This window comes from Alicyclobacillus contaminans DSM 17975 (assembly GCF_000429525.1).
Taxonomy (GTDB): domain Bacteria; phylum Bacillota; class Bacilli; order Alicyclobacillales; family Alicyclobacillaceae; genus Alicyclobacillus_A; species Alicyclobacillus_A contaminans.
In genome coordinates this window covers 93,375-115,392 of the sequence record NZ_AUCA01000003.1, presented here as the reverse complement: position 1 = coordinate 115,392, position 22,018 = coordinate 93,375, and the positions used below count along the sequence as shown (strand labels likewise).

The 22,018-nt window shown below is 58.5% G+C and carries 25 protein-coding genes, 2 riboswitches and 1 other annotated feature; of the genes, 17 read left to right on the top strand and 8 right to left on the bottom strand.

Going from position 1 to position 22,018, the window contains the following annotated elements; genetic code table 11:
• The 5 genes from G463_RS22115 to G463_RS22110 form a co-directional block, all read right to left on the bottom strand.
• A partial coding sequence (locus G463_RS22115; RefSeq protein ID WP_156900062.1) for a helix-turn-helix domain-containing protein occupies window positions 1–292 on the bottom strand: 292 nt, incomplete at its 3' end.
• A gap of 315 nt (window positions 293–607) precedes the next feature.
• Window positions 608–841 carry a hypothetical protein gene (locus tag G463_RS0102600; RefSeq protein ID WP_026973948.1) on the bottom strand — a complete coding sequence of 78 codons (234 nt, stop codon included), beginning with the start codon at window positions 839–841 and terminating at the stop codon, window positions 608–610.
• Between the two features lie 3 nt (window positions 842–844).
• Complete coding sequence (locus G463_RS0102595) at window positions 845–1,165, bottom strand: heavy metal-binding domain-containing protein (RefSeq protein WP_026973947.1); 321 nt, start codon at window positions 1,163–1,165, stop codon at window positions 845–847.
• 21 nt (window positions 1,166–1,186) lie between these two features.
• Window positions 1,187–1,336, bottom strand: coding sequence for a hypothetical protein (locus G463_RS22690; RefSeq protein ID WP_156900061.1), 150 nt, complete (start codon window positions 1,334–1,336; stop codon window positions 1,187–1,189).
• Window positions 1,337–1,807: 471 nt separating this feature from the next.
• The gene (locus tag G463_RS22110) at window positions 1,808–1,939 is read right to left on the bottom strand and encodes a helix-turn-helix domain-containing protein (RefSeq protein ID WP_245575662.1); all 132 of its coding nucleotides are present in this window, start codon (window positions 1,937–1,939) and stop codon (window positions 1,808–1,810) included.
• A 241-nt stretch (window positions 1,940–2,180) separates the two neighbouring features.
• Between G463_RS22110 and G463_RS0102580 the strand changes: the two genes are divergently transcribed.
• Window positions 2,181–2,666, top strand: a complete 486-nt coding sequence (locus tag G463_RS0102580) for a CcdC family protein (RefSeq protein ID WP_245575661.1) — start codon at window positions 2,181–2,183, stop codon at window positions 2,664–2,666.
• Between the two features lie 53 nt (window positions 2,667–2,719).
• Here the strand turns inward: G463_RS0102580 and G463_RS0102575 are convergent, their stop codons facing one another.
• Together G463_RS0102575 and G463_RS0102570 are read right to left on the bottom strand one after the other, a co-directional pair.
• On the bottom strand, window positions 2,720–3,190 hold the full coding sequence (locus G463_RS0102575) for a hypothetical protein (protein ID WP_026973945.1): 471 nt from the start codon (window positions 3,188–3,190) through the stop codon (window positions 2,720–2,722).
• A 131-nt stretch (window positions 3,191–3,321) separates the two neighbouring features.
• Window positions 3,322–3,573: a biotin/lipoyl-containing protein gene (locus G463_RS0102570; RefSeq protein WP_026973944.1), complete on the bottom strand. Its 252-nt coding sequence runs from the start codon at window positions 3,571–3,573 to the stop codon at window positions 3,322–3,324.
• A 185-nt stretch (window positions 3,574–3,758) separates the two neighbouring features.
• Between G463_RS0102570 and G463_RS0102565 the strand changes: the two genes are divergently transcribed.
• The 15 genes from G463_RS0102565 (at window position 3,759) to G463_RS21510 (ending at window position 19,848) form a co-directional block, all read left to right on the top strand.
• Complete coding sequence (locus G463_RS0102565; protein ID WP_026973943.1) at window positions 3,759–4,475, top strand: hypothetical protein; 717 nt, start codon at window positions 3,759–3,761, stop codon at window positions 4,473–4,475.
• Between the two features lie 107 nt (window positions 4,476–4,582).
• Window positions 4,583–4,768, top strand: a riboswitch (cobalamin riboswitch).
• A gap of 146 nt (window positions 4,769–4,914) precedes the next feature.
• Window positions 4,915–5,853 carry an ABC transporter substrate-binding protein gene (locus G463_RS18310; RefSeq protein ID WP_084171148.1) on the top strand — a complete coding sequence of 313 codons (939 nt, stop codon included), beginning with the start codon at window positions 4,915–4,917 and terminating at the stop codon, window positions 5,851–5,853.
• Window positions 5,850–6,878 (top strand): FecCD family ABC transporter permease, encoded by a 1,029-nt coding sequence (locus G463_RS18305; protein ID WP_035485250.1) that lies wholly within the window; start codon window positions 5,850–5,852, stop codon window positions 6,876–6,878. Before G463_RS18310 ends, G463_RS18305 begins: the two co-directional genes overlap by 4 nt.
• Complete coding sequence (locus tag G463_RS18300) at window positions 6,871–7,674, top strand: ABC transporter ATP-binding protein (RefSeq protein WP_156900059.1); 804 nt, start codon at window positions 6,871–6,873, stop codon at window positions 7,672–7,674. Before G463_RS18305 ends, G463_RS18300 begins: the two co-directional genes overlap by 8 nt.
• 136 nt (window positions 7,675–7,810) lie before the next feature.
• Window positions 7,811–8,812 (top strand): aromatic ring-hydroxylating oxygenase subunit alpha, encoded by a 1,002-nt coding sequence (locus G463_RS0102545; RefSeq protein WP_245575660.1) that lies wholly within the window; start codon window positions 7,811–7,813, stop codon window positions 8,810–8,812.
• 139 nt (window positions 8,813–8,951) lie between these two features.
• Entirely contained in the window at window positions 8,952–10,274 is a 1,323-nt protein-coding gene (locus G463_RS0102540; protein WP_026973941.1) for a nucleotide sugar dehydrogenase, read from the top strand.
• Entirely contained in the window at window positions 10,271–11,647 is a 1,377-nt protein-coding gene (locus G463_RS18295; RefSeq protein ID WP_051321829.1) for a glycosyltransferase family 4 protein, read from the top strand. Before G463_RS0102540 ends, G463_RS18295 begins: the two co-directional genes overlap by 4 nt.
• Window positions 11,648–11,814: 167 nt before the next feature.
• Complete coding sequence (pstB, locus tag G463_RS0102530) at window positions 11,815–12,567, top strand: phosphate ABC transporter ATP-binding protein PstB (protein WP_026973940.1); 753 nt, start codon at window positions 11,815–11,817, stop codon at window positions 12,565–12,567.
• A gap of 28 nt (window positions 12,568–12,595) precedes the next feature.
• Entirely contained in the window at window positions 12,596–13,252 is a 657-nt protein-coding gene (gene phoU, locus G463_RS0102525) for a phosphate signaling complex protein PhoU (RefSeq protein ID WP_026973939.1), read from the top strand.
• Window positions 13,249–14,001 carry a response regulator transcription factor gene (locus tag G463_RS0102520; RefSeq protein ID WP_026973938.1) on the top strand — a complete coding sequence of 251 codons (753 nt, stop codon included), beginning with the start codon at window positions 13,249–13,251 and terminating at the stop codon, window positions 13,999–14,001. Before phoU ends, G463_RS0102520 begins: the two co-directional genes overlap by 4 nt.
• 169 nt (window positions 14,002–14,170) lie before the next feature.
• Window positions 14,171–15,310 carry a phosphate ABC transporter substrate-binding protein PstS gene (gene pstS / locus G463_RS0102515; protein WP_026973937.1) on the top strand — a complete coding sequence of 380 codons (1,140 nt, stop codon included), beginning with the start codon at window positions 14,171–14,173 and terminating at the stop codon, window positions 15,308–15,310.
• 37 nt (window positions 15,311–15,347) lie between these two features.
• Window positions 15,348–16,352 (top strand): phosphate ABC transporter permease subunit PstC, encoded by a 1,005-nt coding sequence (gene pstC / locus G463_RS0102510; protein ID WP_035485247.1) that lies wholly within the window; start codon window positions 15,348–15,350, stop codon window positions 16,350–16,352.
• A complete protein-coding gene (gene pstA, locus G463_RS0102505) occupies window positions 16,349–17,200 on the top strand; it encodes a phosphate ABC transporter permease PstA (RefSeq protein ID WP_026973935.1) in 852 nt (283 codons plus the stop codon). The genes pstC and pstA overlap by 4 nt, the downstream gene beginning before the upstream one ends.
• A gap of 173 nt (window positions 17,201–17,373) precedes the next feature.
• Window positions 17,374–17,469, top strand: a riboswitch (cyclic di-GMP riboswitch).
• A 166-nt stretch (window positions 17,470–17,635) separates the two neighbouring features.
• A complete protein-coding gene (locus tag G463_RS21515) occupies window positions 17,636–18,145 on the top strand; it encodes a DUF5317 family protein (RefSeq protein ID WP_156900058.1) in 510 nt (169 codons plus the stop codon).
• A 500-nt stretch (window positions 18,146–18,645) separates the two neighbouring features.
• Window positions 18,646–19,848: a PAS domain-containing sensor histidine kinase gene (locus tag G463_RS21510; RefSeq protein WP_169725406.1), complete on the top strand. Its 1,203-nt coding sequence runs from the start codon at window positions 18,646–18,648 to the stop codon at window positions 19,846–19,848.
• Here the strand turns inward: G463_RS21510 and G463_RS0102485 are convergent.
• Window positions 19,845–20,324: an IDEAL domain-containing protein gene (locus G463_RS0102485; RefSeq protein WP_026973934.1), complete on the bottom strand. Its 480-nt coding sequence runs from the start codon at window positions 20,322–20,324 to the stop codon at window positions 19,845–19,847. The two genes, G463_RS21510 and G463_RS0102485, sit on opposite strands and share 4 nt — an antisense overlap.
• Window positions 20,325–20,655: 331 nt before the next feature.
• Window positions 20,656–20,891: a binding site (T-box leader), on the top strand.
• A 77-nt stretch (window positions 20,892–20,968) separates the two neighbouring features.
• Between G463_RS0102485 and pheS the strand changes: the two genes are divergently transcribed.
• Complete coding sequence (gene pheS / locus G463_RS0102480; protein WP_026973933.1) at window positions 20,969–22,015, top strand: phenylalanine--tRNA ligase subunit alpha; 1,047 nt, start codon at window positions 20,969–20,971, stop codon at window positions 22,013–22,015.
• The last annotated feature ends 3 nt before the right edge of the window (window positions 22,016–22,018 follow it).

The following is a 22,018-nucleotide window of genomic DNA, read 5'->3' as shown; positions in this document are numbered from 1 at the left end:
TGAACGTCCTGGGACGTCCACCACCATAGCGGGGTTGAAGAGCCTCAAAGCCTTTCTCGTTAAATGCGTGAATCACATGGCGGACATGTTCCTCCGACAAGTGATAGAGTCGTGCGATTTCGGGGACCTTCATTCGTTGAGCAGAAGCCAGGACAACCAGTGCTCTACGCACGGAGACCGGATTGGACCCCTTACGGGCAATACGAACCAATCTGTTACCCTCGGCAGGGCTCAATTCACGGACATACAGGCACATGAATATCACCACCGTTGGTGATATTCTCCATTCCACTGGTTGATCCTCCACTTTCCTCAAACTACGTTGCCTGAAGGGGCACTAGATGATCCCTCCGAATCTCCTCAGTATTTCTTCCAGAAAGGGAGCACATACATTGAAGTCATACCTTTTCCGGGAGACAGCTTTCCAATCGGCTTGATGAATCACCTTGTACCCATCGGCAATCCGATAAAAAAGTAGACTCATTTGGCACAGCGGTATCACAGATGGAAGGTGATCCCCCGAATGTTCGTTCTTTACGTACACGCTTTGGAACCGAGCACGGTTAAATGAGGTTCGCTGTGGCCGGGGGGGGGCCCCCGGCTGCGTCTATTCGTCTTCCCAGGTCTCGTAGTAGCGTTCGCCTGTGTTCGGATTGTACCATACGCGTTGCTTCACGCCGGTGGTGGGATCGATAAACGATTCATCTGTAAGTACAAATCCCTTCGGAGGCTCTTTTAACCTCGCCCGTCGCCGGCGTGCCCGAAACCACATCGTCGTCAGAATGGCGAGAACGACGATGGCGAGCTCAAACAGAAAGTAATACGAAACCCATCGCCCCACGGATTATCCCTCACGGACGACGACCGCTGTGCCGTAGGCGACCACTTCAGACATCGTCTGCCCAATCTCACTGGAGTCAAACCGCATCATGACCACCGCGTTTGCACCCATGGTGTGCGCGTTTTGAACGAGTCTATCGATGGCCGCCTTGCGGGCGTCTTCCAGCATTTCCGTGTACTCTTTGATCTCGCCGCCGGCCAGGCTCCGCAGCGCTGCGGTGATATTCCCGCCGAGGCCGCGGCTTCGCACCACCACGCCAAACACCTGTCCAATCACCTTTTCAACCTGATAACCTGGAATGTTCTCCGTTGTTACGACCAGCATGGGCTGGACCTCCTTCTTGAATCAATCTCTACATCCCTGAAGCGTACACACCGGAAACGAATCCACGACGCCCGTCACCGTGACACAAGCCTCGGCTGTAAGGATGGACTTCTTTCCGAGTCGGACAGTGGTCAGGTTGAACAGGCTGTGGACGGGAATCATGAGAATCACCAGCCACAGACTCCGAGCTATTAACAAGGTGCTGCCGATGTGGTACGCGCTCGCAACAATGCGCTCGACAACGCCAAGCAATGGACTTGCGCTAAGTTGCCTTGAGTTCTGAAGGATCTGTTTGACCTGTTCTGCTTTTTCGTCGAACGGTTCAACACCTGAATCAACACGGCCCCGTTGACGATGGTCAACAGAACTTCCATAAACGCCCAGCCTTGGCCCGGCGAAGCGGCGGTGTCGAATGACCGCCCCACGGCGAAGAGTGCGATTGCCCGGACGCATTCTTCGAGGGGCCCTGATGCTGCACCCATTACCCGTGTGGCCCGATCCTCGGGCCATTTGCGCACCAGTGCGGCAATCGGGCCGCGCATCAACATCGCCACCAGCCACCCCATCACGCCCACGGCGAATGCCTACCAATGCATCGGGACGCCGAAGCGGACAAACATTCCCCAGAAGACTATTACCGGCCTACACCAGCTTATTGAGGTGACGATACAGTGTGGCCACGGGGACGTCCGGGAGTTGCCCGAGCATCTTCTGGGCGGTCAACGGATGTCCTGAGGCGAGCAGTCCGATGATGCGCAGGCGAATCGGATGCAATAAGATATCTGCTTTGGATTCGAGTGGTTCCTTCGTCGCGCATCACCTCAAATACAATCATTATCAAAAATGATTACAATGATTTTGACGCAGTGGTCGAGGATGTCAAGCAGGAGTCGGTGACTCGGATTCGGACATCTTTCACATCTGTCGGGCCGACTGCGCTTTGGTGGATACGGCCTCACGGTATAATGGGGAATGAGTGCGTGTCTCGTCTCGAATGGAAAAGGAGGCGTCGTTGGTGATTGCCGCATGGATCAGTAGTATCATTCTGATTCTGTTTGCTCTCAGTGTGATTGTGATCCGCCTCAAAGCCTCGAAGTCGCCGACATCGGCGAAGAAGATACTGATTCCCCCTGTCGGCATGAGCACTGGATTTCTCATGTTCGTGGTGCCAGAGACTCACGTACCGCTCTCGTATGCGGGGCTGGCGATATTGGCAGGTCTGCTGTTGTGCGCACCGTTGGTGGCGACATCGAGAATGTTCGTGGCGGATGGAAAGGTGTATCTGAAACGTTCAAAGGGGTTTGTGGTTGTCCTGCTTGTCCTCGTGGTTCTGCGAATTGCACTCCACCAGTACATTGAGGATTACGTGTCCATTCCGCAAACGGCAGCCCTGTTCTTCATTCTCGCTTTCTCCATGCTGCTGCCGTGGCGTATCTTGATGTATCTCAATTACCGCCGCTTGCGGGCCACCGCTGCACTGCCGCGCGAACAGGTGTCCTGAACGTCAACCGGCCGCATGACGCGGCCGGTTGACGACCATTTGCCGTCCGTTCTTCAGGCGTGTTTGGACTGGTAGTCGGATGGCGTTGTCCAGGCATCCCGGGCGATGCCATCGCGCACCATACCATCGTCACGCACGTCCACCCAGGCGATGGTTGCCACATGGTTGGATGTGCTGTCGAAAACATGGACAGAATAGACCGTATGGCCAGCTTCTGTACTGGTATGATCCACTTGAATCATTAAATTTTTGTCTTTCGCCAGCTGGGATTGGAACAGCGTTTGCACCAGTTTCACCGCATCTGCATTGGAATGAATCCCCGATTCCCGAGCGGGTGAGGGGATGTTTGCCGACGGGCTGTTGGTGGTTGGCGGGGCGCTGTTGTCGGTCTGATTGCTGGGACCGGAGACCACCGTGTTATTGACCGGGCTACCGCCTCCGGAGGAACTGCTGCATCCAGTCAACAGTGCAAAGATGGAGATGGCTGCAGTGGGAATGACGTAGCGCCTCAATGAACGGTTCATGTTGCGTTCTCTCCTTTGTCCCGGACAATTCACGGGCTGTTTCTCCTGTGTGACGTTCCGCTGGCCCTTTCTATGCCAAGCATACCATCGTTCAACGCGGGGCAGAAGTCCCATCGGGATGATGCCTGACATCACGATTGGCGACTGTCTGCGAGATCCAACGTGGCCAATATATCGCCCACGGTGACCGTATCCCCGGTTTGACGATGAATGGTACCCAGCACGCCGTCGGATTCGGCAACAACTTCCAAATTCACTTTTTCCGTCTCCAATTCGACCACCGGTTCGCCTGCCTGTACGCGGTCTCCGGTCCGTTTCAGCCACGCGCCGACGGTGGCCTGGCGGGTGGTTTCTCCTAAATCAGGCACAAGGATGTCTGCCACGATTGCGATTCCTCCCTTTGTATCCGGAGTTCGGACCATCCACTCCGACTCCCACGACACTTGTATTGTACGAAATGGGCGGACGCTTTCCAAATGTCGAGTGACTTTTTGCGAAATCCGGCCGCATGAGTCGGATGAGGAAGCCACGGCGCGGGAACACTCCCTCTGAAGGGAGGCGATGTGTCTTGAAGTGGAAAGCTGCTCTGGCTGTCCTGGCGCTTGTGACAGTCACAGGCTGTGGCAACGGCGCCAACAACGCGGGCAATGCGGCGGGCAACGCGGCCGGTTTTGTCGGGAATACCACCGGCAATGTGGTTCGCGGAACCGGCAATATCATTGGCGGCGGCGCCAACGCTGTCGGCAACGGCATTGCCAGAACCGGCAACGCCGTCGGCGGAGCGTTCCGCAACGGCGTCAATGGCACGGGGGCTTGGGCGACCGGCGATGTGTACAGCGGATCGCAAACGGTCGCATTCAATCATGCGGCCCGTCGCGTCGATGTCCGTCTCGCCGACACCACGGTGCGCGGCAACGCCGTCACTGGCGGAACCGCCGCAGGTCCGAACAACACCCGGACGGGCATCGGCGGAACGCGCGCGAACTGGGCGTCGGCCGCCACCATCACCGTGCCGCTGGGGTGGAGCGTGCGTGTGACCAGTCCAAAAGGGGCTGGGTGGGCGAACAACGTGTACGTGGTTCCGTATAACAACCGTACGCCGGGGACGGCCATCACGACGCGAGACGGTCACCTGTTGACCAACGGTCACACGTTCACGGCGCCGGCGCCTGGCGTCTACGCGCTTGTGGTGAACGGAACCGCCGCGACCGCCGCTGCGAACCAGGTGGTGGACTTCATCCAGGTGACGCGCCATGCCACCACGCCGTCCATCACGAACCACTGATTGATTTCACTCCCCAAACATCGTCTGCGGGCGGACATCCACCGAGCATGGGGGGTCCGCCCGCAGCACTTGACCAACGGTGAAGGCTCCTCTATCATCACAACCAAACCCCATAAACCGCTTCAGGTGCTCTGAATTTCAGAGAGAATAGGGAAACCGGTGCGAATCCGGTACGGTCCCGCCACTGTGAGCAGCGTTTGTGATTTGCTGTGCCTGTCACTGCATAGGTTGTGGGAAGGCATGCACAGGTTTTCGCTGCGAGTCAGGAGACCTGCCTGAAGTGTGTATGCGCGAAACCTTCGAGGAGAGGTTGCGTTGGAACAAGGTATGGACATACCTTTCATGCGTGATGCATACCTCCAACCACAACCATCTCTGCGGGCGCAGAGGTGGTTTTTTGAAGGGATCGCCTGATGGAGGCATCAGGAGGAACCGAACGATGAAATGGCCACAATGGATTGCTGCACTCATCACTGTTTCTGCGCTCGTTGGTTGTGCCAAAGAATCCGCTCAGCAGACCATAGCGCCTGAGAACCAAACCGCAGCGGTGACCTATCCGCTCACACGCACCGACGATGCCGGGCATACTGTGACCCTTACGAAGAAACCGCAACGTATTGCATCTGCCACGGAAGGGACGGACGAGATTTTGACGGCGCTGGTGCCGAAGTCGGACATCGTCCTCGTCACCCAATATGCGTCCAATCCCACCTACTCCAACGTGTCTTCGTTGGTAAGGGGGATTCCCACCATTCAGACCACAAACGCCGAGCAGGTCATTGCCGCGAAGCCGGATCTGGTGCTGCTGGCTTCATACACGGAGCCGGCCATTGTCCAACAGATTCAGCAGGCACACATTCCTGCCTACGAATTCAATGATTTCCAGTCCATCGCGGACATTGAACGCAACATCCGAGTGATTGGGCAACTGGTGGACAACCCGCAGGGCGCGGACAAACTCGTAACCAACATGAACCGCGAACTGCAGACCATCGCGACAAAGGTCTCAGGGCAGCCGAAACTGCGGGTGCTGGATTACAGTTCGTTCGGCTATGCCGCTGGCAGCGACACCACCGTGAATGATGTCATCGTTCACGCCGGAGGCATCAACGCGGCGAAAGACCTCCATGGGTGGCAGAAAATCACGGATGAACAGGTGGTCAAGCTGAATCCTGACGTCATCATTGACACCACCGACGACCAGGCCTTTGTTCAGAAATTATTGTCCAATCCTGCGCTGCAACACGTTTCGGCGATTGCACATCACCGTGTGTACACCGTGAACAGCGCAGATTTAACCAGCGTATCCCAGTATGTCACGCGGGGGGTTGAGGATGTGGCGAAAGTGCTGTACCCTTCGTTGAAATTCGAATCATGAGGACCGTGCGCCGGCGTCTGGTGTTTCTCTCACTGTTGGCGGTGCTGCTGGCGGGCGCGGTGCTCTCGCTCTGCACGGGGCCGGTGGCGGTACCCTTCTCGAAGATTCCCGTGGATTTGCTCGCATACATACACGGCGGGGGAGGCACGGATGCGGTGGTGCTCGGAGCCATCCGCCTCCCGCGCCTCGTGCTCGCGGCACTCACCGGGGCGGGACTGGCCATGGCCGGCGTGGCGCTGCAGGCCATCTTTCAGAATCCCATGGCCGATCCGTCCGTGATTGGCGTGACCGGCGGCGCCTCATTGGGCGCAGTGGTCATGGTTCAGACCGGACTCATCCACTTTGGATTATGGGTGGCTCCCGCAGTATCCTTCACCTGCGGATTGGCAGCGGTGCTGTGCGTCTACCGGCTCGCCACCATACGTGGTCGCACGTCCGTTTCTTCGCTGCTGTTGTCGGGGGTGGCGCTGTCCTCCCTGTGCAGTGCGGTGGTGTCGCTGTTGCTGTCCACGGTTCCGCTGCAGACGATGCAGCAGATGATGTTCTGGTTGATGGGCGGCCTCGATGGCTGCACCTGGCCGCAGATTGGCCTGTTGACCGTGGTGGTTGTTGCAGGATGGTGCATCTTTTTCCTGCAGGCACCCGCACTGGACGTGTTGTCGTTGGGCGAAGAGCAGGCGGAAGGCGTGGGCGTGCCGCTGGAGTGGACCAAGCGCTGGACTTTGTGGACCGCCGCGCTGGTCGTGGGAACCTGCGTCAGCATGACGGGAAGCATTGGCTTTGTGGGATTGATTGTGCCGCACATCCTGCGGCTGGTGCTTGGGCCCCTGCACCGATCGCTGCTTCTCGCCGCCGCCATCGGCGGCGCCGCATTGCTGGTGTGGTCCGACCTGGGAGCGCGCTTCATCCTGTACCCCATTGAATTGAATGTCGGCATTGTCACGTCCTGCTTGGGGGCGCCATTTTTCCTGTTTCTTCTCAGGCGAAGACAGGGGCAGCGGATGCGGGGGGATGACCATGTGTGAACCATGCGTGCTCACGGCAGAACGACTCTCGGTCCATACGGTGTTGCGGGATGTGTCCGGATGCTGGCGGGGAGGACAGTTCGTGGGCGTCATCGGCCCGAACGGCGCCGGGAAGTCCACCCTGCTTCGCGCCTTGGCGGGACTTGTCCGGCCCACTTCCGGGCGCGTGGTGTACAATGGCCGGTCTGTCACTGCTACGTCGGCCCGCACCCGCGCCCGCTGGATTGCGCACTTGCCGCAATCCCTGCCGGCGGCCGCGCTGTTCACCGTCCGCGAGTATGTGGAGATGGGACCGTTTGCGCAACGCACCCTGTCTGGGCGGCTGCCGTCCGCTGCCCACCAGCGCGTGATGGAAGCCATCTCCACCTTCGGGCTGACCGAACTCGCCGACATTCCCCTGGCGCGGTTATCCGGCGGCGAGCGCCAGCGCGTAGGGATTGCCCGGTGTTTCGCCCAAGCGAGCCCCGTGTTGTTGCTGGACGAACCGATATCCAGTCTGGATTTACATCATCAATTGGATATTCTGCAGCGACTGCGTCAGCTGGCTTCAGAAGGTCATCTCGTGATGGCCGTGCTGCACCACCTGGAGTTGGCGGCGCGGTACTGTACCGACCTCGTCCTGTTGCACCAAGGGCGCGTGCGCGCCATGGGCAGTCCCGAGCTGGTCATCCGTCCGTCCGGCCTTCGGGACGTGTTCGCTGTGAACGCCTGTACATTTCTCGATCCGCACACCGGCGCACTCCGCATCAGCCTCTCCGACACCCTCGGCGGGGCGGGGACACGCGGAAGCTCGTGAGCAGCGCGGACAGGCGGCATCGGCGGCGATGGGCCGCTCTTTCATGTGCAGAAGTACAGGCGGGGGTGTGTGCAACGGCCTCGTCGCTGCATACGCTGTGCCATCACTGGAAACCGGTTCGGAAGAAGGGATGGCTGTGATTCGCAACGCTTGGTATGCCGTGGCCGCCGTGTCGGAGGCGGACACGGGTTGGTTCACCGTGCAATTGTTGGGACAGTCCCTGCTCGTGGTTCGCATGGACCACGGGGGCTGGCGGGCGGTTGGCCGATACTGTCCGCACCGGGGCTGCGACCTGTCGCTGGGGAAGGAGGAGGACGGCCTGCTCGTGTGTCCGTTTCACGGATGGGCGTTTGACGCCACCGGGGCGTGCGTGCGCGTTCCCGCAAACACGGAAGGGCAGGCCATTCCCAAAGCGGCCCGCTTGACCGTTTTCCCCGTGCGAGAGATGGCGGGGCTCATCTGGGTGCGCGCGCGTCCAGAGGCCGACGGTGCAGCCGCTCCGCCGCATATCCCCTTGTCTCTGTTTCCTGAATTGGGCAATCCGGACTATCAGGGCTGCACGTTCTCCGCAACATGGAACGCCCACTTCACCCGCGTGGTGGAAAGTGTGCTCGACATTTCACATCTGCCCTTCGTGCATCCCGACACGACGGGACACGATGTCTCACCGGTGGTTCGTACTGTCGATTATCGCGTCCACGATGACGGCCTCGTCATTCACCCCGCACCGTTCGTTCCCGCGCATCCTCTGGAGCCGCCCCGACCGTATGTGAACTCAGAAGAGCGTGTGCAAATTGCGTTCACCTACCCCAATCACTGGATCATCCGCGCACCGGTTGCCGGCGATGCGAGCATGTGCACCTATTTGACGTTCACGCCCTTGGACGACGAACACACGCGGATTTTCGGAAAAACGCTGCGCAATTTCGCGCAGGACGCGGAGTTTCTCGATGATCACCATCTCTCGCACACGTTGAAGGTGATGGGCGAGGACCAACGCATTATCGAGTCGGTGCGGCCGCGGATGGCGCCAGCCGACATGCGACGGGAAGCGCACGTGCCATCCGACGTACCGGCGCTGCACGTGCGGCGCTGGCTGTACGACGCGCTGGCCGCAGAGTCCGAGTCGTGCCTGTGAATCCCATTCTTTCACACGATCCGCACACGGTCTTCACAAAGGGTTTACGATTTTACCCAGTTCCTTCACAACCGCTCGCTACAATTGACTGCACAAGTGGTTGAGCCCATACGGGCAGGAGGAACGGAGGCGCAAAATCATGAACAAAACGTTGACCGTCGTTGGCTTGGGACACATCGGGCTGCCGCTCGCGCTGTCGTTCTGCGAAAAAGGGTATTCCGTCTACGGTATCGATGTGGACGCAGACAAAATCGAGCAATTGAAGCGAGGACAAACGGACATTGTTGAACCGTACGAAGGTCGTACGTTGCAAGCAATTCTAAATGATCACATCCGCAGCGGCAGACTGAAGCCGACCACTCGCCTGGCCGACGCCTCCGTCGATACGGCGGCGTATGTGGTGACGGTGGGCCTGCCGGTGACGGACGAACAGGTCGCCACCGCCCCGCTCGAGCGGGCCATGGCGGATGTCGGCCGCGTCTTGAAACCGGGCGACCTCGTGCTCATCAGAAGCACACTGCCGCCTGGAACGATGGAGCGTCTCTGCATTCCCCGCCTCGCCGAGGAGAGCCGCCTGCGTCCCGGTGAAGAGTTCGCCGTGGCATACGCCGCCGAACGGGTGGCGGAAGGCCGCGCGATGTACGAGTTTCAGTCGTTGGACGTGGTGGTGGGCGGTTATACGCGCACGTGCACAGAGCGGGCCGCCGCGCTCCTGTCCGACCTGACGAACGGCAGCGTGCACTGGACCAATCTCCGCACCGCCGAGGCGGTCAAAGTCGTGGAGAACGTCCAGCGGGACGTGCAGATTGCCATGGTCCAGGAACTGGCCCAGTTTTCGGCGTGGCACGGCATCGACGTGCACGAACTGATTCGGCTGGCCAATACTCATCCCCGGGTGAAATTGTTGACGCCCGGCATCGGCGTGGGCGGATTCTGCATTCCCAACGCGCTGCACTACCTGCGCCATTCACTGCCGGAGGGAGAACCGGAGCTGCCGCTGCTGCGGCTGGCGCGCCGCATCAACGCAACCAATCCGGCGCGGGTAGCCGACGGCATTGTCAAACAACTGGCTGCCGCCGGTGTTCCCGCGGAACAGTCCACCATCGCCGTGTTTGGACTCGGCATGAAAGACAACAGCAACGATTTGCGCGAGAGCCCATCCCTCGCCCTCATCGCGGAACTGCAGCGGCGAGGGGCCGTGGTTCGCGCGTTCGATCCGGTCGTCCCCCTGCAATTTCCGTTCCAGACCCGCACCCTCGTTGAATGCATCCAGGACTGTCACGCGCTGGTCATGGCCTGCTGGCAGGATGCACTTTTGGACCACGGGTTGAGCGAAGGTCTCGAATTGCCCAACACCTGCCAGGTCCTGTACGATCCGCGACAACTCCTCACTCCCCACTTGCTCCGCTGTGACCAGCATGGCACCGCCCTCGGCCGACTGCTGGAGGTGGCGATGCAATGACCCGGCGCATTCTGATGGTGACTTACGCATTTCCGCCGATGGGCGGAATTGCGGTACAGCGGCCGTTGAAATTTGTGCAGCACCTGCCGCGCTTTGGATGGGAACCGATGGTTCTCACGACGAAGGACGCATATTCTGCAACGATGGACGAAAGTTTGCTCCAGGCCGTGCCCGCAGGTACGAGAATCGAGCGGATTGCAAACCCTCTGTCGCGTCTGCAGCGGGCGTCGGTGCAGTGGAACGGCGATGCGCCCTCCGCGAACGCCGCTGCTGGAATGCCGCCAAGGCACGGGCCGCGTGCGTGGCTGCGCGGAGGTCTGAAGGCGTTGAAGTCCGCCCTGCTCATCCCGGATGAGTACGTGTGGTGGGCGATATCCGCCGCGCGCCATGCCCGGTCCCTGGTGCAGTACGCGGGGATAGACTGTGTCTACACGACGTCCGGCCCAAACAGCACGCACCTGGTGGGACTGCTGTTGAAGCAATGGACCGGCGTCACGTGGATTGCGGACTTCCGGGATCCGTGGGTGGGCAACCTCCATTATCACCATCGCGGCCTGACGGACGCGGTCCATCGCTGGATGGAACGCAAGGTGATGCAGCGGGCGGACGTGTTGATGACGGTCACCGAAGCGTTTCGAGATCAGTTTGTGGAGACGTACCCGCACACGCGGGAGAAGTGGCAAGTGATTCGCAATGGCGCGGATCCGATGGACTTTCCGGCGGTTCAGCGCTCGGCGGATGACGCAGCGCCCGGCCAGCGGCCGCTCACGATTTTTTACGCGGGCATCCTGTACGAGCGCCGTTCACCCGAACCGTTTCTGCGGGCGCTCGCGCAGGCGATTGCGGACGGCCGTCTGTCGAAAGCGGACATTCGGGTGGAGTTCGCCGGTATCTTCGATTACCCGGGCAAGCGGGCAAACGCGGAGTTGGTGGAGCAGTTGCAGCTGCAGGGCCTGGTGCATGTCCACGGCTATCTCCCGCGCACTGAGACGCTCAAGCGGATGCAGACCGCCGACGTGCTTCTGCTCATCGGTGATACGGGACCCCGTAGCTCGGATTACGTTCCGGGAAAACTGTACGAATACCTGTTTGCGAATCGTCCCATGCTGGCGCTGGTGGAGGAAGGGGAAGCCGCCAATCTGGTCCGCCAGACGCGGGCCGGCTGGGTTCTGCCTCCGCAGCAGGTGAACGCCATGGCTGATTTGTTGGTGAGTCTGGTGCACGCGCACCGAGCGGGGGGCGTCCAGTACGCGCCCAACCGCGAGGAGCAGCAGAAGTACAGCCGCGTGGAACAGACGCGCTGTTTTGCGGAGTGCCTCAACACCACAGCGTCGGCCTGTGGTTGGCATTCTGCCGTGCTGCCGCTGGAATGATGAGCAATGACTGCCCCGCCTTTACACGGACTTTACAATCGGCTCACATCGGCTTAACAACTGCGGGTTAGGATGAGGAACGTAACAGCCGTGGGCGGCCGTGTGGAGTCTCGGTTCGCTCTCGCAGAAACGAAGAGGTTTGGAAACCAGATAGACGAGGTGCCGAGATGGGTCAGTCGTTGCATGTACGAGATTTGAAAGCTTGGTATGGCAATCATCAAACGTTGCGTGGGATTTCCATGGAAATTCCGGAAAACCGGGTGACCGCCATCATTGGTCCATCGGGTTGCGGGAAATCCACCTTCATTCGTTGTCTCAACCGCTTGCATGAAACCACGCCGCAAGGGCGGGTGGAAGGCAAGGTGCAGTTGGGCGACGCGGATGTGTACGAGATGGACGCGGTCGACGTGCGGCGCGTCATCGGCATGGTGTTTCAGAAACCGAATCCTTTTCCCACGCTGTCCATTTACGACAACGTCGCCATCGGTCTGAAGCTCGGCGGCATGCGAGACAAATCCGCACAGTTTGAGCGGGTGGAACAAAGTCTGCGGATGGCCGCACTCTGGGACGAAGTGAAAGATCGCCTGCATCGACCGGCGGTGGCGCTGTCCGGTGGTCAGCAGCAGCGCCTGTGCATCGCCCGGGCGTTGGCGGTACAGCCCAACGTGCTGCTCATGGACGAACCGGCCTCAGCGCTGGACCCGATTTCCACCGCACGCATTGAAGAATTGGTGCTGTCGCTCAAGGAGAACTACACCATTGTGATTGTCACCCACAATATGCAGCAGGCAGCCCGCGTGGCGGATAAGACGGCCTTTTTCCTGAACGGGGAACTGATTGAGTTCGGGGACACCACATCGCTGTTCACCCGCCCACAGGACAACCGGACAGAGGACTACATCACCGGGCGGTTTGGATGAGCCGACCGGATTAGACAGGGGGGGTACGATGCAGCAAAGACATGCCCTGAATCACGCCTTGCAGCAATTGCAATCGAAGTTGCTTCAAATGGGGGAAGACGTGCAGGAGATGTTGCGTATCGCGGTGGATGTGTTGGCGGTGCGCGATGTCGCCAAGGCGGATGCGTTGATTCAGTCCGATCCAGACATCAACCGGATGGAGCACGAGATTGAGGATCTGTGCATTCACGTGTTGGTCACCCAGCAGCCGGTCGCCACGGATCTGCGAAAGGTGGTCACAGGCCTGCGCGTGGCGACGGATCTGGAACGCATGGCCGACCTGGCCGTGGACGTGGCGAAATCGGCAAAACGACTGCAGCAGGCACCGCCCGCTGACATCATGGCCGACATTCGTTTCATCGCCGATGCGCTGCGCAACATGATTGCGAACGCCTTGCGCGCGTACGTTGACTATAACCCCGCGTTGGCGCGTGAGTTGGCCACGGCCGACGATGTCGTGGACAAAGCGTATCGGAGGATGGTGGAATCGCTGTTCACCGCAACCTCCGGTCAACCCGACGCGATGGCGGAGGCCATTACGCTGGCGTTTGTGGGGCGCTATCTCGAGCGTATTGGCGATCACGCAACCAACATCGGCGAGGGTGTGATCTACATCGCCACCGGGGAGCGCTCGGATCTCAATTGAACACCTTGTGGCCGGGCGCCCCCACCGCCCTATTAGTGGACGATGAAGAGGCGATTGTGCGTCTGTTGGAGTTTTCCTTTCAGAAATCCGGCTTTGCGACCGAATGCCTGCAGGATGGCTTGCAGGCTTATCAGCGGATTGTGGAAAATCCAACGTCCGTCGCCCTCGTCGTGCTCGACGTGATGCTGCCGAACCTGGATGGGTTCGAAATTTGCAGAAGGCTTCGTCATCAGGGGATTACGGTGCCGATTCTGCTGTTGACCGCCAGGGACGACGAGATCGACCGCGTGTTGGGGCTGGAGCTGGGCGCGGACGACTATGTGACCAAGCCGTTCAGCCCGCGGGAACTGGTGGCGCGAGCGAAGGCGTTGCTGCGACGGGTGCCCAACGGTCCCATGCAGCAGCCGACATGGTCGTCGGACGACGGCAACATCCTGAGAGCGGGCCACGTGGAACTGGATGTGCAGGGACACGAACTGCGTGTTGGCGGTCGATTTGTTGAACTGACCCCCACCGAATTTTCGCTGCTTCGGTATTTCATGGAACATCCAGGCGTAGTGTTGACGCGGGATATGCTGTTGGATCAGGTTTGGGGATACACCGTCAGCGGCGATACGCGGGTGGTGGACGTGCACGTATCTCACCTGCGCGACAAAATTGAACCATCCGTGAAGAAGCCGACGTACATACGTACGGTGCGCGGCATCGGGTATAAATTCGTCGGGCCGCCGCAGCAGGTGGTCAGATGAGATGCGACAAGGCGGGTTCGCCTGTCGCATCTATGTTTTTACAGGGGTATCGCCGACAGGCCGGAATTTACAAACCTTTAACAGAGGCTCAACACTCGATTCACAGCCCGTTGTTACGCTGTCACCGTGCAATAACAAGTGTCCAAAAAGAAAAGGGAGGAACTTCAGAATGAAATGGAATCGGAAGCAATGGGCTGGGCTCACCGCATCGGCGGCTGTGCTGGTGACTCTCGCAGGATGTGGCAGTGGAGCCGGCAATTCCGATACGAGCAACGCAGCAAACTCGACGGACAACTCGACCAGCTCCGCGAGTTCCGCTCCGGTAACGCTGAATGAAACGGGAAGTTCCTTGCTGTACCCGCTGTTCAACAGCCAGTGGATTCCGGCCTACAAGTCGGTGCATCCGAATGTGACCATCAACGCGGCATCCACTGGAAGCGGTAAAGGGATTTCGGATGCTGTGGCTGGCAACGTGCAGATTGGGGCTTCGGACGCCTACATGTCTGACGCGCTGGTGCAGCAGAATCCCTCCATGCTGAACATTCCGTTGGCGATTTCCGCGCAGCAGATTATGTATAACATTCCCGGGCTGTCGGCGGACAAACATCTCAATCTGAGCGGTGACGTCATCGCCAAGATTTACATGGGCGAGATCAAACAGTGGAACGATCCGGCCATCGCCAAACTGAACCCGGGCGTATCTTTGCCGAATCAACCGATTACGACCATTCACCGTTCTGACAGCAGCGGAGACACGTTCCTGTTCAGCCAGTATCTCTCGGACACGAACTCGGAATGGAACACGAAGTACAAGTACAACACGACGATTTCCTGGCCGTCGCTGGGTAACCGTTCCATCGGGGCCAAGGGCAACGACGGTGTGGTGACGCAGTTGGCGAACACCAAGTACAGCATCGGCTATGTCGGCATCAGCTGGCTCGATAAGGCCACGGCACAGGGGCTCGGCTATGCGGCGCTGCAGAACAAGGCCGGCAAGGACGTGCTGCCGACGAAGGACTCGATTGCGGCGGCCGCCAACGCGATGGTGAATCAGGTGCCGGACGATGAACGGATTTCGTTGGTGTACGCACCGGGAGACAACTCGTATCCCATCGTGAACTTTGAGTATGCAGTGGTGAACTCGCACCAGTCCGGCGACGTCGCCCAGGCGCTGAAGGATTTCCTGCAGTGGGCCATCCAGCCGAACGGCGGCAACAGTTCGCAATATATGGATCCGGTTCACTTCCTGCCGCTGCCGTCGAGCGTAGAGCCGAAGAGCGAAGCGCAGATCAACAAGATTGGCAGCTGACGCCATTCACTTTGGAGTGGACAATGGGGGGATGAGGATGCGCGCGGCAAGTCGAGCATCCAAGACAGCAGACATTTGGTTCCGGGTGGTGGCTGGCTTGTGCGCCAGCACCCCCGTTTTGTTCCTGGTGGTCATCGGCGTGGTGGTGCTGATTGACTCCATACCGGTGATTCGGTACATGGGCTGGCACTTTCTGACCGGAGTGAACTGGGACCTCGGCGACATGTACGGCAACATGGTCGTACGGAATGGGGTATCCGCGCCCGCGGGGGCGACCTATGGCGCATTGCCCTATATCGTCGGCACATTGGCTTCCTCCGTGCTGGCCATGCTGATTGCGATCCCGGTGTCCGTGTGCACCGCCGTAATTCTCGCCTATCGAGTGCACGGTCCCGTGAAATCGGTGTTCTCCATCTTGGTGGAGCTGCTGGCTGGGATTCCGAGCGTGGTCTTCGGCCTGTGGGGGATGGTGGTCCTGGGACCGTGGATTGTGCATGATCTCGGGCCGGCCATCAATCGGGTTCTTGGCTTCATTCCTTTCCTGCGCGGCTCCGCAGGCACCGGTCTGGGTCTGCTGAACAGCGCATTGGTGCTGGCGTTGATGGTGGTTCCCATTCTCACCGCGACCACGCGTGATTTGTTGGAGCAGGTTCCGGTGCTGTACCGGGAGGGCGGCATTGGCCTGGGAATGACCGACTGGGAAGTGATTCGCCGCATTTGCCTGCCTTACGTGAAGGACGGGCTGATTGGTGCAGTCGCCCTTGGGTGGGGCCGCGCCATGGGCGAAACCATGGCCGTCCTGATGGTGGGAGGAAGCGGAATGAACGCGCTGCCGCACACCATCTTCAGTCCCATTTCCACCATGGCATCGGTGATTGCCAACCAGCTGGACAGCGCGCTGACCGACGCGACGCACCTGGCCGTGCATGCGCTGGCAGAACTCGCGCTGGTGTTGATGGTACTGACCCTCATCACCAATTGGCTGGCGAGAATTTTGGTGCAGCGGAGCAGCAAGACCCTGCGGGAAGGGGTGCGCGCATGAATCAATCCCGGCGTCTTCGGCGGAAACTGGGAAGTTGGATTGGGTTTGGTGGTTCGTGGCTGGCGACGGCACTCGTTCTGTTTTCGCTGGTGGACATGGTTGCCACCATTCTCTGGCACGGTGTTCTTTCGTTCCGACCGGCGATGCTGTGGACGGTCACATCCGGCAACGGCGGCGGCCTGGAGAACGCCATTCTCGGGACGCTGTACCTGGTTTTCCTCGCCGTGGTGATTTCCGCTCCACTCGGCATCCTGGGTGGGATTTTCGTATCAGAGTTCGCCGGATCGCGGCTGGCATCGGTGATTCGCTTCTGCACCGAAGGCCTGTCCGGTGTGCCATCTATTGTCATTGGATATTTTGGTTACCTGTTCATGGTGATACGTTGGGGATGGGAATTTTCAACCCTCGCCGGTTCGCTGGCCCTGACGGTGATTATGGTGCCGTACATCCTTCGCTCGACCGAGGCGAGTCTGCAGCAGGTGCCCCACGCCTTACGGGAAGCTGCATGGGGACTCGGCATGACGAAGTCTCAGGCCATCACGCGGGTGATTTGGAAGTCGGGGGCGAGCGGTATCATCACCGGTGTCCTTCTGGCGGTGGCCATTGGACTCGGTGAGACGGCACCGCTGCTTTACACCGCGGGTTGGTCCATGTACAATCCGTCCCTTGCGCTCACGCATCATCAAATCGGGTATCTGACCTATGTGGTGTGGACGTACATCGATATGCCGTATAATGAATCCCACGCACTGGCGTATAGCGCGGCGTGCGTGCTGCTGGTGGTGATTCTGTTCATTCACCTCGTGCTGAGAACCCTGGTTCAGCGGCGATGGAGCCGGACGCACTGAGGATTTGAACCCTTCCGCATCGAATCTGGCTGAATTGACAAAAAAATATGCGTCGATGACAGGTTTCGACAACATTCGCCAATTCGGCATGCTATGATTTAAACAAAAATAAATATTTGAAATTTCGACTCCTGCATCCGTATTGTATGAACTACGGGAGATGTGGACAAGTCCACATCGCAGGGCAAACCTCGGGAAACCGAGGGACGCAAAACTACAGGGGCTACGGCACTCTGGCTCATCGAGTGCTACGCCAGCCAGTTGCGAAAGGAGGTCAGGATTCGATGCGGAAGAATGCGCTCGTGACGGCAGGCGTGTTGGTGGCGGTTGCGTTGGCGACGATCGTTCAGTCTCCTTGGTTTTAATTTCTCCTGAAGAACTAGGGAATGTATTCCCTGGTTCTTTTTGTTCAATCTTCTCCGGGTGATGATGCGCATGGTGCTGTTTGTAATTGCTGGACTCTTGTGGGCGTTGATGCGTGGTTTGTCTCTGAGGAGCCTGTTGGAATTGCGGTTTCACTGGCCATGGTTGTTGATTGGCGCATTCGGTACCCAGCTCCTGTTGTGGGGGGGTGCTGTGGCATTCCATGCCTCGGTTCCCCCTTGGTGCTTTATCATGTCTTTACTGGCCGTGGTGGTGGCGCTGTGGCGGAACGCTGCCATTCCAGGTGTGTGGATGTTGGCCTTGGGAGCCTCGTTGAATTGGTTTGCCGTTACAATGCACGGCGGGACCATGCCGGTATCCGTGCAGGCCTGGGAAGTGGCTGGCCACAGTTTGTCTCAGCTACAGGACTCCAGGCATAGCTTGGTTCAGCCCGGTGGTGTTACACTATTGGGAGACTGGATTCCGATGTGGAGGTATGTTCTGAGCCCAGGTGACATTGTCGCGGGAATCGGCGTTGTCTGGCTCATTCGTCGCAACGCACGGCTGAGAGGTGTACGATGAAAGATCTGAATATCTTGACGATCCTGCTCTTTGGGGCAGGGTTGGTTTGTATCGGTGACGCGATATTTTTCGCCGATTTGCAGCACAATTTAGTATTCCTTCTGTCCGCGTGTGCTGTCATCGCAGTACTCGATACATTTCCCATTCAACTGCCCAATGGAATCAGTTACAATGCCGGGGTCATTGGTTTCATGTATCTGATGTTATCCAACGATTTGCCGGCAGCACAATTGGGGATGCTGGTTGGAACGTTAGCTTCGTTTATTCGGCATGGTCATAGGCTCTTCTCTCCAAACGCGTGGTTTCGCATGGTTTGCACATTGGGAATGTACACGGTGTGCGCCTTCATCAGCTGTCAAGTTTACTCGTGGTTCACTGGACTGCCACTATTCGTAGACGTTTTATTGACGGTTGCCTGTTTTGAGATTGTAAATGTGCTGATTCTCCAGTTGATATACAAGACAACATCTACTCTTGCGAGGCCTATCACTCGAAAGTGGGTGCAAACACTCTATCTTCCGGTGCTGATTTTCTCTGCCGTGCTAACGAGGGCTCTTACGTTAAGCGGCTGGGATCTGTACTTCGAAGTCAGCTGTGATCTATTTTTTCTCGCCGTCATTTACATATTTTCCGTGCAATATCGGAATTTGGCCAATCGTTATCGAGAAAGTGAGAAAAAGTACCGCCTGATTGCCGAAAATACACTGGATGTGATTCTCACACTGGACACGGACGGTCGGGTGACGTACGCGTCTCCGTCGCATGAGACAGTGATGGGGTGGTCCGGAGATGCGTTGGTTGGCACTCCGTTGACCAGCGTGGTGCATCCGGATGATCGCGTGTCCGTCCAAGACCATCTGCGGATGGCGCGAGAGCAGCTCACGCCGTTTCAAATCCAATTCAATTACCGCAGGGACACGGCCGGGTGGGTGCTCGTGGAAGGTGCCGGCTCGCCCATGTTGGACACCGAAGGCGACATGGATGGGCTGGTCCTGGTGCTGCGGGATATCACGGATCGGGTTGAGACTGAGGAATTGCTTCGCAAGTCGGACAAGTTGGCCGTGGTCGGTCAGTTGGCTGCGGGGGTGGCGCATGAACTGCGCAACCCGCTCACTGCTGTGAAAGGGTTTCTACAATTGTTGAAACGGCGCCAGGCCAGCGAGAGTGAGTACATCGGCATCATGTTGGATGAATTGAAGAGGATTGAGCTCATCATCGGGGAGTTCTTGATTTTGGCAAAACCACACGCCGTGCAGTTTCAGCGCAAAAACCCGGAAGCGCTGCTGCAAAGCGTGGTGGCGTTATTGGACGCTCAGGCCATTCTGAACAACGTTCAGATTCGAATTGAGGCGGACAGACCCCTGCCCGATGTGCTGTGCGAGGAAAATCAGCTGAAACAGGTGTTCATCAATATTCTCAAAAACGCCATTGAAGCGATGCCGCACGGCGGCGATATCGATATTCAGGCGGTCACCACACCGACGGGCGAGGTGGTACTGCGCTTCATAGATCACGGTGTAGGAATTGCCGAATCCCACCTGCCGCGACTCGGCGAACCGTTCTATACCACCAAAGAGTCTGGAACCGGACTCGGGTTGATGATCAGCTATCGCATCGTTCAGGCGCACAAAGGGCAGATGTCCATTCAGAGCCAACTGCACCAGGGAACCACAGTGGAGATTCGGCTTCCGGGCGTAAGTTAACGCGTGGGCTGAGACCCGTTCGACGGTGTGTCGATATTGGTCAACGTGCAACGGCGGTCAGGCAGGGACAGGTTCAGTTGCCGCGGATGCACGACCCGGTACCTGCTGCAGAGTTCGGTGTATTCCGATGTATCCATCGGCACCCACATGGCCTGCGTACGATATCCCGCGCTGCGCAGGCGGTCATAGAACGTGAAACCGTGAATGTCGCGCCAACCGCGGTCATCCCAGTCGGTTTCGGGAATGACAAAAATGACAGGCTCGCCAACGGCGGGGAATCGGTACACCGCAAGGCGTCCTCCGCGGCGGTCCTTCAGCACCATGCGTCGAGGGGAATCCGGTGCGTTATTGGCGTCGGTGTGCTCGGAGACCACGTACTGTTCCCAGTTTTCCGAGGTCAAGTGCTCAAACAGTGCTTTGTCCTTGGTGTCCAGGGCCCAATCAATCAGTAGGGAACGAAGCAGTTCAAGAACCATATGCCACACCTGCCTTATTGTATTATTCAGATAATTCTACACGACAGGTTGAAAATCCTGTAGGCATCCTTTGCGATTTTCGGATGATGCTGTGTCTTACATATTCCATGCTGCGCGGTCATCCGTCAACTACAGGTTGGCAAATTCCTCACACTTTACGATTGCAAGCGGTTTCTTGTGTGCGGGAGCTCGAACATCGGCCATGTGCTGTAAAGAGCGTGTTAATAATGTATGCGGGAGACAGCCAATCCGATACGAACTCTTTTCGAGAAGACGGGGCTTGTCTTGCACCGGATACGGGCATTCGCTATACTTTGGAACTGGACATAACGTATCGGCTGTGACGGGGAGAGTAACCAGGTTCGCCGCTTGTTCAGGGAGGTTGGCCATGACTGGAAGCCAGCCCAGTGGCAACTGTGTGAAGTTCCCCCCCGAGCTGTGCACCTGAACCGGCACATGGTTGTGCGAAGTAGGGGGCACCGGAGGAGCACGTTACGCTCATTGGAGTGGACAGCGCAGCATGGTCGCTGTCAAGAAGGGTGGTACCGCGAGTCGTTCGTCCCTTACTGAGGCGAACGGCTTTTTTATTTACCCCGTTCAGCGGGCGGAAGTGGCAGCGAGTAAAGGAGGCGGATGGCGTGAACATCACGGATTGGATTGCATCGTTGCAATCCCTGCGGGATCGTGCGCTCGGCGAATTGGCAGACGCGCAGGATATGCGTCAGTTGGACGAGTGGCGTGTACAATATTTGGGCAAGAAGAGCGACCTCACGCAAATTTCACGGCAAATGGGACAGTTACCAGCCGAGGAACGACCGGTGCTCGGCGAGCACGTCAACCAGGTGCGGAGCGTTTTGCAGGACGCGCTGACGAAAAAGCAGGAAGCGCTGCACGCCGCTGAGCTGGAGCGGAGATTCGCTGCAGAGACCATTGATGTGACGGCGCCAGGGCGACGGAAGCCGAGGGGATCGATGCATCCCTTGACGCAAATCATCGAAGAGATTGTCGAGATTTTTGTGGCCATGGGCTATGAAGTGGCGGAGGGTCCGGAGGTGGAGACCGACGAGTACAACTTTGAAAAACTGAACTTGCCAAAGCACCATCCGGCCCGGGATATGCAGGACACGTTCTATTTAACGGAGTCGCTCCTGCTGCGTACGCAAACATCGCCGATGCAGGTGCGAACCATGGAGCGCATGCGGCCGAACGTACCGGTGAAGGTCATTGCGCCCGGTAAAGTGTATCGGCGCGATGAGGACGACGCGACCCATTCCCACATGTTCCATCAGATTGAGGGGCTGGTCGTTGGGGAGGGCATCCGGATGAGTGATTTGAAAGGGACCCTCGAGCTGTTCGCGCGGTCTGTGTTCGGGGCGGATCAGACGGTGAGATTGCGCCCCAGTTTCTTCCCGTTCACCGAACCGAGTGCCGAGCTCGACATCCGCTGCACCAATTGTGGGGGCAGCGGCTGCCGGATGTGCAAGGACACAGGGTGGCTGGAGATTCTCGGATGCGGCATGGTGCATCCTCGCGTGCTGGATGGCGCGGGCTACGACAGCCGGCGGTTCAGCGGTTTCGCATTCGGCATGGGACCGGAGCGCATCGCGATGCTGAAGTACGGCATTGAAGACATCCGGCTGCTGTACCAAAATGACCTGCGGCTGCTGCGCCAGTTCCATCGTGTGCTGTGAGGA

What these genes read in the sequence shown, in the direction of transcription:
- phoU (WP_026973939.1), top strand. Translation starts at nt 12,596, where the DNA reads ATGCAGCAAAGACATGCCCTGAATCACGCCTTGCAGCAATTGCAATCG.
- G463_RS18310 (WP_084171148.1), top strand. Translation starts at nt 4,915, where the DNA reads ATGAAATGGCCACAATGGATTGCTGCACTCATCACTGTTTCTGCGCTC.
- G463_RS21515 (WP_156900058.1), top strand. Translation starts at nt 17,636, where the DNA reads ATGGTGCTGTTTGTAATTGCTGGACTCTTGTGGGCGTTGATGCGTGGT.
- G463_RS18305 (WP_035485250.1), top strand. Translation starts at nt 5,850, where the DNA reads ATGAGGACCGTGCGCCGGCGTCTGGTGTTTCTCTCACTGTTGGCGGTG.
- pstC (WP_035485247.1), top strand. Translation starts at nt 15,348, where the DNA reads ATGCGCGCGGCAAGTCGAGCATCCAAGACAGCAGACATTTGGTTCCGG.
- G463_RS18295 (WP_051321829.1), top strand. Translation starts at nt 10,271, where the DNA reads ATGACCCGGCGCATTCTGATGGTGACTTACGCATTTCCGCCGATGGGC.
- pstB (WP_026973940.1), top strand. Translation starts at nt 11,815, where the DNA reads ATGGGTCAGTCGTTGCATGTACGAGATTTGAAAGCTTGGTATGGCAAT.
- G463_RS0102485 (WP_026973934.1), bottom strand. Translation starts at nt 20,324, where the DNA reads ATGGTTCTTGAACTGCTTCGTTCCCTACTGATTGATTGGGCCCTGGAC.
- G463_RS0102540 (WP_026973941.1), top strand. Translation starts at nt 8,952, where the DNA reads ATGAACAAAACGTTGACCGTCGTTGGCTTGGGACACATCGGGCTGCCG.
- G463_RS0102575 (WP_026973945.1), bottom strand. Translation starts at nt 3,190, where the DNA reads ATGAACCGTTCATTGAGGCGCTACGTCATTCCCACTGCAGCCATCTCC.
- G463_RS0102595 (WP_026973947.1), bottom strand. Translation starts at nt 1,165, where the DNA reads ATGCTGGTCGTAACAACGGAGAACATTCCAGGTTATCAGGTTGAAAAG.
- pstA (WP_026973935.1), top strand. Translation starts at nt 16,349, where the DNA reads ATGAATCAATCCCGGCGTCTTCGGCGGAAACTGGGAAGTTGGATTGGG.
- pstS (WP_026973937.1), top strand. Translation starts at nt 14,171, where the DNA reads ATGAAATGGAATCGGAAGCAATGGGCTGGGCTCACCGCATCGGCGGCT.
- G463_RS18300 (WP_156900059.1), top strand. Translation starts at nt 6,871, where the DNA reads ATGTGTGAACCATGCGTGCTCACGGCAGAACGACTCTCGGTCCATACG.